This is a genomic window from Pseudoxanthomonas sp. z9 (assembly GCF_006542425.1).
In the GTDB taxonomy this organism is placed as follows: Bacteria; Pseudomonadota; Gammaproteobacteria; order Xanthomonadales; family Xanthomonadaceae; genus Pseudoxanthomonas_A.
The window spans coordinates 442895-452754 of the sequence record NZ_VFID01000011.1 but is presented as its reverse complement, the minus strand read 5'-3'; the positions used below and the strand labels follow the sequence as shown (position 1 = coordinate 452754).

The window sequence follows — 9860 nt, the reverse complement described above, 5'->3', positions numbered from 1 at the left end:
TCCCCGCCGCTCCCAGCGCCTGCCGGTAGCCGCTGTAGCGCCAGAGGCAGGCGCCGTGCGCGGGCGGTCCCTTGATGTGCCCGATCCTGCGGTGTCCGAGCGAGATCAGGCCGTTGATCAGTTCAATGACCGCCGCCGTCTCGTCCATCATCACGCCGATTCGCGCCGGCGTTTGCCTCGGTGCGATGCAGGCGAAGGGAACGTCATGCGCCTCCAGGTACGCCAGCACGGTGGCGTCGTCGGTGAGGGGAGGAATCAGCACCACGCCATCCGGCGCGAAATGCTCGAAGACGGCTTCGAGATCCGCCGCCTTTCGCTGGCGGGGCGCGCCGACCGGCGCCAGCACCAGGTTGTAGTGACCGGCGCGGCACGCTTCCAGCATCCCGCCCTGGACTTCCATCAGGTAATTGCGCGAGGGATTGTTGTAGACCAGCGCCACGGTGTACGAACGCTGGCCGGCCAGGCTGCGCGCGGAAAGGTTGGGCCGGTACTGCAGCGCTTCCACGGCCTGCATCACCCGCTGGCGCGTTTCCTCGCGTACGTTGGGTTCATGGTTCAGCACGCGGGAAACGGTCTTCATGGACACGCCCGCCGCCGCCGCCACGTCTTCGATTCGACTGCGCATTTCATCCGCCCCCGTCGCGACGCCGGCAACCACACCCAGGGAATTGACCGAACATCCGACCGTCGCCCCTGGCAGCGCTACCCCGATCGGCGGCGCGTCGAATGGCGGCATGGTGTAGCAGCCCGATGACAGCGCTGTCAACAGGCGCCGGGGCGAACATGCATCACGTCCGGGCGCCGGTGCCGGTGACGAGTGCTCAGTACGATGTCGTCGCGGCGCGCCCTTCGACCCGGAATGGGAAGTTCGCGTACGCGGCATGCCCCCGCCCGTCATGCACCTCCACGAACAACCGGTAGTTGCCGATGGCCGCCGGCGCGTGGAAGGCAATGCCTCCACGACCGTCTTCCTCCCGCTTGACCTCGATCGCGGGCGGCACGGCTTCCGCGTCGCCTCCCACGGTGATGGCCCTGCTCTCTTCGCGGATCCGCCAGCGGAACGTCAACCGATCGGCATCCGGATCCTCGCTGGTGGTCCGGGCGGTGACCCGTTGTCCGGGACGCAGGACCAGACTGCTTTCCGCTTGCTTCCCGTCGATTTCGATCGGCGTGATGGATGGCGCGCGGTTTCTTGGCCATTGACCTGTCCACACGTATTGCATCGCATCGACGCCCGGGGTGCTTTCCCCACTCGCCAGGAACAGGCCGTACCAGGTGGGCGTTCGCTCCTGCTTGTTGCCCCAGAGAAATACATAGGAACCCAACCCCTGTCGGGTATCGCGCGCGATCACGCGCTGGTAGCGCTCCTGGAGCCAGGCCGCCTTCCGCGACGCATCACCTTCGATGGGCGCGCCCCAGGCAGTCCGCGGGCTTTCCCAATGTCCGGTCGGTCCCCATTCGGTGACGACGTAGGGTCCCGACCAGCGGCTGCGTTCAAGCTTCGCCGGCAGGTCCACGATATCCCCATACAGCTGGATCCCGATCAGATCCAGGGCTGGCGCACGCGTCCTGATCAGTTCCATCAAATCCGGATCGAATCCCGCCAGCGTGGTCATCACCGGATGATGGGGATCCTCGCGATGAATCATCACCACCAGGTCGTTGACGGCGTTCCATACCCGCGGGTCGCGGGACTCGAGGTTCAGTTCGTTGCCGACCACCCACATCAGCACGGCGGGATGGTTCCGGTACAGGCGGACTTCTTCGCGTACGCGCTTCCACTGCCGTTCCACCGCCACAGCATCACCGTAATCGAAGCCGTGGCGTTCCCGCGCGACTTCGATGCCCATCGCGACCATCAGGCCGTTGCGCCGTGCCCGATCCAGCATGCCCACCACCTTGGCCCGGTCCGTGCCGGTGCTCCAGGTACGAAACGAATTTCCGCCGCGGGCGGCGAGTTCTTCCTGGTTGCCGTCCGCCAGTCCCGCCCCCCGGATCAGGAACGGACGGCCATCCACGGTGAGCCGATAGCCGTCCGGACCTTCCATGATCTGGACATGTGCCGGCATCGCCGGATCACCAGATGCCAGCGCCACGAGCGGGGCCAGACAGCACCAGAGCAGGATGTTTCGCATGGGAACATCTCCGGGCAAGCGCCATGGCGTCGCGCCCGGCACGCCATGGTCCCGCATCGCGAGCCACCGCGCCAGCCGTTTCCCTCAGGCGAATGGCTGATCGATGGCCGGCGAAGGGGGCGTGAACCAGCGCGCGCCGTCGTCGGTGACGTGGAAGTGATCTTCCAGGCGCACGCCGAAACGGCCGGGCACCACGATCATCGGTTCGTTGCTGCAGCACATGCCCGGCTGCAACGCGGTGGCATTTCCGCGCACCAGATACGGCGCTTCGTGCACCGACAGGCCACAGCCGTGTCCGGTGCGATGCGGCAGGCCCGGCAGCCGGTAGTCCGGTCCCAGCCCGGCGGACTCCAGCACGCGCCGTGCGGCCAGGTCCACGCTTTCGCAGGACATGCCCGGCCGCACCGCTGCGAACGCGGCCGCCTGCGCGGCCTGCTCCAGATCCCAGATGCGACGCTGCTCGTCACTGGCGCGGCCGTGGATCCAGGTGCGGGTGATGTCGGAGTGGTAGCCCTGCACGCTGCAGCCGGTGTCGATCAGGACCAGATCGCCTTCGCGCAGCGACTGCACGCCGGGCACGCCATGTGGAAACGCGGTCGCATGGCCGAACTGGACGATGCAGAACGTGGAACCGGCGTCGGCGCCCAGCGCGCGGTGGGCATCGTCGATGAAGCGCACCAGCTCGGCGGTGGTGGTGCCTTCGCGGGCGATGCCCGCGGCCAACCGGTGCACTTGCAAGGTCATGTCGCAGGCTTGCTGCATCAGCGCCAGTTCCGCCGGCGATTTGCACATCCGGCAGCCATCGATGATCCCGCTCGCCTCGCAGATGCGGCGCGCATCCAGGTGGTCGCACAGGCCGTGATGGATGGCGAAGGCGGCAGCCGGATCCAGCGCCAGCGTGCGCGCGCCGCGATCCTTCATCGCCTGGGCCACGCGCGCATAGGGGTCTTCGTCTTCTTCCCACAGGCGGAATTCGACTTGAATCTTCAGCACCGCCTCCAGCGAACCGGCTTCGAATGCAGGACACATCATCACCGGCAGGCCGTTCCCGGTAATCAGCAGGGCCACCAGTCGCTCGCTTGCGCTCCAGGGAACCCCGCAGAAATATCGCAGCGATGCACCCGCGTTGACCAGCAGCGCGTCCACGCCCCGCGCCCGCATCAGCGCACGCGCGCGTTCGATTCGCTGCTGGTACTCCTGCGCGGCGACGGGCGCGGCACGCCGTTCCCATGGCTGGAGCATTCCGGTCGCCTGCATCGGCGAGAGATGGCCGATCTGCGCACTCATTCCGCCGCCTCCAGATCGCGATCGGTCCAGATGCCGTCGACGAGTCTCGGCATGCGGCCGGGATTGCGGCTCCGCAATGGCGCGGGCAACAGCGCATCGGGCACATGGTCGTAGCTGTGCAGGGCGGCGAAGCGCCTGATCGCGCCCGGCATCCCGACCGAGGTGAAGCCCGGATGGCTCGCGCTCGGCCAGGGGCCGCCGTGGTTCATCGCCGCGCTGACCGCCACGCCGGTAGGCATGCGGTTGGCGATCAGGCGTCCCACTTTCGCGCGCAACGGCGGCGCCAGCCGTCGCCACAGGTCGGCGTCGCTACCGTCTTCGGCCAGGTAGATCGTGCCGGTCAGCTGGCCTTCCAGCGTGCGGATGATGGCGTCCATCTGCGCGGGATCGCGTGCGCGCACCAGCAGCGTGACGGGTCCGAAAGCCTCGCGCTGAAGCGCTTCCGCGGCGGCGAGGAAGCGCTCGCCGTCCACGGTCAGCAGTGCCGGACGGCAGCGGAAGCCGCCGCCGCTGGCGACACCGCCACCGGCTAGCAGCGCGGCGCCCGCCGCGATCAACGCCTCCACGGCGGCGCGCAGATGGTGCTGGCCGCCGCGCGACAGCAGCACGCCTTCCGGTGCCTCGGCAAAACCGCGGCGCGCGGTGTCGACGAAGACATCGCCGTCGTTGCCCTCGGGCACCAGCACCAACCCCGGGTTGGTGCAGAACTGGCCGGCGCCGAGCGTGCAGGAGGACAGCAGTTCCTGCGCCAGCGTCTCCGCGCGCGCGGCCAGCGCGCCCGGCAGCATCAGCACCGGATTGATGCTGGAGAGCTCACCGTAGAACAGCACCCCGGCCGCGTCCGCGGCGCGCTTCAGGGCGATGCCGGCGGCGCGGCTGCCGGTGAACGCGACCGCACCGATCCGGGCATCGCCGGCCGCACGCAGGCCAAGCGCCTCCGGCAACTGGTACAGCATCTGCACGCTGGCGGCGGGCAGCCCGCTGGCGACCAGCGCTTCATGGGCAAGCCGCGCCAGCTGCTCGCTGGTGCCGGGATGGCCGGGATGCGCCTTGGCGATCACCGGCGTGCGCGCCACCAGCGCGGAAGCGAAGTCGCTGCCGGAAATCGCGTTGAACGCGAACGGGAAGTTGCCGGGCCCCAACACCAGCACCGGTTTGCCGAGCGGCGCCAGCCACGCCCGCAAGCCGTTGCGGGTGTCGATGGTCGGCAGGGTCCAGGCTTGGCTGCGCGCCGCCTCTGCGGCCAGTCGCAACTGGCCGCAGGTGCGCGGAATCTCGGCACCGAGGAAACGCGGGGAAACCGGCAGCCCGGTTTCCCGTTGCGCCAGCGCCGCCAGCGATTCGCGGTTCGCCTCGATGGCGTCGGCGTAGCGCTCCAGGAAATCCGCGATGGCGGCCGGATCCGCGGCGGCGAGTTCGTCCACGACGGCGCAGGCCGACGCGATCGCCGTTTCCAGATCCCGCTCGCCGCTGATCGGATAGGCGGTACCGAAAGCCTCGCCGCTGTCCGGGTCATCGGCCTGGAACGCGCGGGATCCATTCGCGCCGGATCCATTCACGTCGGGGCCCTCCTGGCTTTGCCGCCACTGGCCGGCCAGCAGGACCGGCGCCGCCGGCCCGCTCATGACTGCCGTGGCGGGTTGGCGGTGGCATGGCGGATGACCGCCAGCGCCGCCTCGCGTTCGGCGCCTTCCACCGGCAGACGCGGCGCGCGCACGTGTTCGCTGCCCATGCCGACCTGCGCCTGCACCAGCTTGATCAGCTGGACGAACTTGGCGACCGTGTCCAGTCGCAGCAGCGGCAGGAACCATTCGTAGAGTTCGCGCGCGGCCGCGTAGCCGCCGTCGCGGGCGAGTTCGAACAGGCGCACGGACTCGCGCGGATAGGCATTGACGAGGCCGGCGATCCAGCCCTCGGCGCCCATCGACAGGCCTTCGACGATCGCATCGTCCATGCCCACCAGCAGCACCAGCTTGTCGCCGGTCAGTTCCTTGATGGCGGCGAAGCGGCGCACGTCGCCGGAGGATTCCTTCACCGCGTGCACATGCGGATAGTCGCGCGCCAGCTCGGCAATCTGCGACGGCGTGATGTCGGTCCGGTAGGCGATCGGGTTGTTGTAGATGATGGCCGGAAGGTCCACCGCTTCCAGCACCGCGCGCGCATGCGCGGAAGCTTCGTGCCAATCGCTGGTGTAGACGTAAACCGGCAGGACCATCATGCCGCCCGCGCCGGCTTCCTTCGCCGCGCGCGCCAGCCGCACCGCCTCGGCGGTGGACAGGGCGGCGATGCCGGGCACGATCGGCGCGCGGTCGCCGACCGCCGCGACCAGGGTGCGGATGATCGCGATCTTCTCGTCGAAACTCAGGGTCGCCGCCTCGCCCAGCGATCCCAACGGCACCAGCGCGGTGCAGCCGGCATCGACCAGCTTCCGCGCATGTTCGGCCAGGAAGGCGTGATCGACGCTGCCGTCTTGCGTGAAAGGCGTGGTGATGGCGGGCAGGACGCCGCGCAGGAATTGACTTGGATTCATGGTGATGCACCTGTCTGGGTAGGAACGGAAAAGTCGGCCAGCGTGTCTATGCGGGCCGGAAACACGGGGGGACGGCGGTCCCCGGCGGAGACGGGGCCGGCGAGCAGCCCCCATTCGGTGAGCGCGGTACCGCAGATGCGGCCCTGGCACGCGCCCATGCCGCAGCGGGTGGCCAGCTTGGCGTCGCGTGCGTCGGTAAACCGCTGCAACTGTTCCATGGTGACGTCCTCGCAGCGGCACACCACGGTGCCGGGCACGATCGCCGGCCAGTCCGGCGCGTCGGGTTCGAAGTGACGTTGCAGCCACGCGGCGAAGGCGCGGGCATGCCGTTGCCGGCGGCGCAGCGCCATCGGCACCGCGTCCGCGCCGGCGGCGGCGGCGTGGCCGGCGATGGCGCCTTCGAGCAGCGCGCTGTCGCGGCCGCCGATGCCGCAGGCTTCGCCCGCCGCGTACACCTCGGCCAGGCTGGTCCGTTGATTGGCGTCCACCCGCACGCGCGGATGCCGCGGTGCCGGCTCCAATGCGCAGCCCAGTGACTGCGCCAGTTCGATATTGGGCACCAGCCCGTAGCCGATCGCCACGCCGTCGCAGGCAACGCGCACGCGTTCGCGGCCGCGCCGGATGTCGACGGCTTGCACGCACCCATCTCCGTGCGCGGCGAGCACTTCACTGTCGAGCCAGTACGGCACGCGCGCCAACCGCAGGCGCAGCGCGATCGCCTGCCCGGCCTTGCCCGGCCAGCGCGGCAATCCGGCCGCGAAACGCCACAGACGCCCAGGCGGGGTCCGCTCGCAGAGGGCGATCACGTGCGCACCGGACCGTCGCAGGGTATCGGCGGCGGCCAGCAGCAGTGGGCCACGACCGGCGACCACGATCCGGCGGCCTTCATAGGGAACGCCCTGCTTGGCCAGCGCCTGCGCGCCGCCCGCGCCAGTCACGCCCGGCAGTGTCCAGCCGGGAAACGGCAGCAGCAGTTCGCGGGCGCCGGTGGCCAGAATCAAGGCGCGGAAGCGCAGGCGCAAGGCGCCGGATGGGTCCTCGGCCAGCAGTTCCCCGGTGGTTCCGGCGGTGGCGATGATCTGGGTCTGCGCGTGCCATTGCACGCCCGCGGCCAGCGCCTGCCGCAGGTATCCGGCGGCGGGCGTGGCGGACTGGCCGACCGCCTGTCGCCATACCTGGCCACCCGGCGTGGCCTGCGCATCGACCCAGCCCACCCGCACGCCATGGCCACGTGCCGCGAGCGCCGCGGCCAGGCCCGCCGGCCCGGCGCCCACGATCAGCACATCGTAGTCGCGCACGCGCTCAGCCATCGGTTTCCACCCGCATGCCGTCGCGCACCGGTGTCATGCACGCGCGTCGCTGGCCGAGGCCGTCGATCTGCACCCGGCATTCGAAGCACACGCCCATGCCGCACAGCGGTGCACGCGGCAGGCCGCCGACCGAACGACGCGTCGAGACCACGCCGGCCCGCGCGATCGCGGCCGCCACGCTGCTGCCCGCCGGCACGTCCACCGGCTGGCCGTTCACCCTTACCCGCACCGCGCCGCTCACGGCATCCCCCGCGCGGGCGAATACGGTGCCGGGTCGATCGCCGGCTCGCGTCCCAGGAACAGATCCACCAGCAGGCGGGCCGTGCCCAGCGCGGTGGTGATGCCAAGCCCTTCGTGTCCGGCCGCCACCCATACGTCGCGCGCACCGGGCATCGGTCCGATATACGGACGCCCGTCCGCCGTGGCCGGGCGGAATCCGGTCCACACGCGGATGGCCTGCACGGATCGCAGGATCGGCAGGTAGTCCAGCGTGCGTGCCAGCATGCGCTGCAACATGGGAATAGACACCACCGGATCGGTCACGCCTTCCTCGCGGGAAGAACCGATCAGCAGTTGCCCGGTGGGACGCGGCTGCACGTTGAAGGCGACGCTGCTGGCTGCGTTGCCGTGCGCGGAATCGGCATAGCCCAATTCCAGCAACTGGTGATGGACGATGCCGGGATGGCGGTCGGTAATCACCAGTTGCCCCTTGCGCGGACGCAGCGGCAGTCCCGGCAACAACGCCGGCGCCGCGCATCCGGTGGCAACGAGCACCGGCCCGTGCAGGCGGGTGCCGTCGTCCAGCGTCACCCCACCATCGAATCGCGCCTCCGCGCGACGACCGAGGAACAAATGCAGGCGACGGGTCCGCGCGCGATCGACCAGGCAACGCGCCGCGCGTGGCGGGTACACCACGGCCTCCCGCTCGACCCGCAGGCCGCCGGCCATTCCCGGCGCCAGATGCGGTTCCAGCGCCCGCAGGCGAGCGGCATCCAGCGCCTCGGCCTGGATGCCGGCGGCCGCCAGGCGCGCGATTTTGGGCGCCACCCGCGCCAGTTCCCGCTCGTCGCGCGCGATCCAGATCGTGCCGCAGCGACTGAATTCGGCCGCACGCGGATCCGGGAACTCCTCCCACAAAGACAGCGAGTACGCCGCCAGCGCGAGTTCCGCCGGATCCTCGTCCATCGCCACCAGATGCCCCATCGCCGCCGCGGTCGCGCCGCCGCCGATTGGGCCCGGCTCGACCAGCGCCACCTTCAGTCCCTCCGCGCAGGCATCGTCGGCACAGGCCGCGCCGACCATGCCGGCACCGATGACGATGAGATCGAACGTGTTCACCGCGCGCCGTCACCCGGCGCGCCAATGCCCCAGGCAAAGGGATCGGACGGGTCGATGCAGAGCTGCGCCTTCGCGGTGAGATAGGCCTGGCCGGTAATCCGCGGCAGGATGCCGCGGGTGCCGCGCCGGTAATGGCCTTCGAAGCGGGTGCCGAGAATGCCCTGCTGGATCCAGGCCTCGCCTTCGGCGAGTTTTCCGTCGGCGGCCAGGCAGGCCATCTTGGCGCTGGTGCCGGTGCCGCAGGGCGAGCGGTCATAAGCCAGTCCGGGACACAGCACGAAGTTGGCGATCACCCCGCTACCGTCGCTGGCCGGCGCGTTGAGTTCGATGTGATCGATCTCCGCACCATCGGCACCGGTGATGCCCGAGTGCCGCAAGGCGTTGCCGATGGCTTCGCTGTAGGCGGTCAGCTCGCGCTGGTGGCGCAGCACCAGCGGCAAGGGCGTCTGCGCGGTGATGAAGAACCAGTTTCCGCCCCACGCGATGTCGCCGCGCACACAGCCATGTCCAGGCACGTCGACCGCGACGTCGGCCGCCAGCCGGTAGCTCTCCACGTTGTCGACTGAAACACGGCCGTCGGCGTGCAGTTCCACGCCGACCGTACCCACCGGCGTCTGCAGACGATGCGCGCCCGGCGCCAGCCGCCCCAGCGCATGCAGGGTGCGCACGACGCCGATGGTGCCGTGCCCGCACATGCCCAGATAGCCGACGTTGTTGAAGAAGATGACGCCCGCCGCGGCATCCGGCTCGGTCGGCGGCAGCAGCAGCGCTCCCACCACCGTGTCCGAGCCACGCGGCTCGCACACGATGGCGCTGCGCCAATGATCGAAATCCTCGCGGAAGCGGCGCAGTTGCGCCGCCGGATCGCCACCGCCGAGATCGGGAAAGCCGGCCACGACCACCCGGGTGGGCTCGCCTGCGGTGTGCGAATCGATGACGTCGAGTGTCTGCATGGCCGACATGCTTTCATCCGCGGGTCGGCAGCGGATAGCCGGCAATGTCCGGTGCTCATGCGGAATTCGGCATGATTTTGGCCCGACCGGAACGGTGCGCCGCAGCATTTCCGCCCCTGCCGGATGGCATTGACATATCGGCGCGAATCACTGTTATGGTGCTTCACGGAGAGGGGTACACGGTTTCCGCGGAAACGCGGATCCATTACCGCCACGGTGCCGCGCCGATGCCGGGGTGGATGCCGAATGCCGCAGGATTGCGAATGCGGCGCGCACCCTGGCATTGCGTGGGAACGCATGCACTCTC

10 protein-coding genes are annotated in these 9860 nt (G+C 69.7%); 1 reads left to right on the top strand and 9 read right to left on the bottom strand.

Features of this window, described 5'->3' with window-relative positions; translation table 11 throughout:
- Positions 1 to 580: LacI family DNA-binding transcriptional regulator (locus FG323_RS14055; protein WP_255470183.1), on the bottom strand; the 580-nt coding region annotated here is incomplete at its 3' end.
- On the opposite strand from FG323_RS14055, the gene FG323_RS19735 reads away from it, so the two are divergent.
- Positions 579 to 743 carry a hypothetical protein gene (locus FG323_RS19735; RefSeq protein WP_181444243.1) on the top strand — a complete coding sequence of 55 codons (165 nt, stop codon included), beginning with the start codon at positions 579 to 581 and terminating at the stop codon, positions 741 to 743. The two genes, FG323_RS14055 and FG323_RS19735, sit on opposite strands and share 2 nt — an antisense overlap.
- Before the next feature lie 78 nt (positions 744 to 821).
- Here FG323_RS19735 and FG323_RS14050 read toward each other — a convergent pair whose 3' ends face one another.
- The 8 genes from FG323_RS14050 to FG323_RS14015 are packed head-to-tail and all read right to left on the bottom strand — an operon-like array spanning position 822 to position 9553.
- Entirely contained in the window at positions 822 to 2192 is a 1371-nt protein-coding gene (locus FG323_RS14050) for a glycoside hydrolase family 2 TIM barrel-domain containing protein (RefSeq protein ID WP_343192864.1), read from the bottom strand.
- 27 nt (positions 2193 to 2219) lie between these two features.
- Entirely contained in the window at positions 2220 to 3422 is a 1203-nt protein-coding gene (locus tag FG323_RS14045) for a Xaa-Pro peptidase family protein (protein WP_141455280.1), read from the bottom strand.
- Positions 3419 to 5047 carry an aldehyde dehydrogenase family protein gene (locus tag FG323_RS14040; RefSeq protein WP_141455279.1) on the bottom strand — a complete coding sequence of 543 codons (1629 nt, stop codon included), beginning with the start codon at positions 5045 to 5047 and terminating at the stop codon, positions 3419 to 3421. Before FG323_RS14040 ends, FG323_RS14045 begins: the two co-directional genes overlap by 4 nt.
- The gene (locus tag FG323_RS14035; protein WP_141455278.1) at positions 5044 to 5952 is read right to left on the bottom strand and encodes a dihydrodipicolinate synthase family protein; all 909 of its coding nucleotides are present in this window, start codon (positions 5950 to 5952) and stop codon (positions 5044 to 5046) included. The genes FG323_RS14040 and FG323_RS14035 overlap by 4 nt, the downstream gene beginning before the upstream one ends.
- Positions 5949 to 7262, bottom strand: coding sequence for an FAD/NAD(P)-binding oxidoreductase (locus tag FG323_RS14030; RefSeq protein WP_141455277.1), 1314 nt, complete (start codon positions 7260 to 7262; stop codon positions 5949 to 5951). Before FG323_RS14030 ends, FG323_RS14035 begins: the two co-directional genes overlap by 4 nt.
- Entirely contained in the window at positions 7255 to 7503 is a 249-nt protein-coding gene (locus tag FG323_RS14025; protein WP_141455276.1) for a (2Fe-2S)-binding protein, read from the bottom strand. The genes FG323_RS14030 and FG323_RS14025 overlap by 8 nt, the downstream gene beginning before the upstream one ends.
- Positions 7500 to 8600, bottom strand: a complete 1101-nt coding sequence (locus FG323_RS14020; RefSeq protein ID WP_141455275.1) for an FAD-dependent oxidoreductase — start codon at positions 8598 to 8600, stop codon at positions 7500 to 7502. The genes FG323_RS14025 and FG323_RS14020 overlap by 4 nt, the downstream gene beginning before the upstream one ends.
- Entirely contained in the window at positions 8597 to 9553 is a 957-nt protein-coding gene (locus FG323_RS14015; RefSeq protein ID WP_141455274.1) for a proline racemase family protein, read from the bottom strand. Before FG323_RS14015 ends, FG323_RS14020 begins: the two co-directional genes overlap by 4 nt.
- Positions 9554 to 9860 lie beyond the last annotated feature (307 nt).

Bases quoted from the DNA above. Each gene is read 5' to 3' on its own strand.
- FG323_RS14040 (WP_141455279.1), bottom strand. From the start codon at position 5,047: ATGAGCGGGCCGGCGGCGCCGGTCCTGCTGGCCGGCCAGTGGCGGCAA.
- FG323_RS14035 (WP_141455278.1), bottom strand. From the start codon at position 5,952: ATGAATCCAAGTCAATTCCTGCGCGGCGTCCTGCCCGCCATCACCACG.
- FG323_RS14015 (WP_141455274.1), bottom strand. From the start codon at position 9,553: ATGCAGACACTCGACGTCATCGATTCGCACACCGCAGGCGAGCCCACC.
- FG323_RS14030 (WP_141455277.1), bottom strand. From the start codon at position 7,262: ATGGCTGAGCGCGTGCGCGACTACGATGTGCTGATCGTGGGCGCCGGG.
- FG323_RS19735 (WP_181444243.1), top strand. From the start codon at position 579: ATGGACACGCCCGCCGCCGCCGCCACGTCTTCGATTCGACTGCGCATT.
- FG323_RS14050 (WP_343192864.1), bottom strand. From the start codon at position 2,192: ATGCGGGACCATGGCGTGCCGGGCGCGACGCCATGGCGCTTGCCCGGA.
- FG323_RS14045 (WP_141455280.1), bottom strand. From the start codon at position 3,422: ATGAGTGCGCAGATCGGCCATCTCTCGCCGATGCAGGCGACCGGAATG.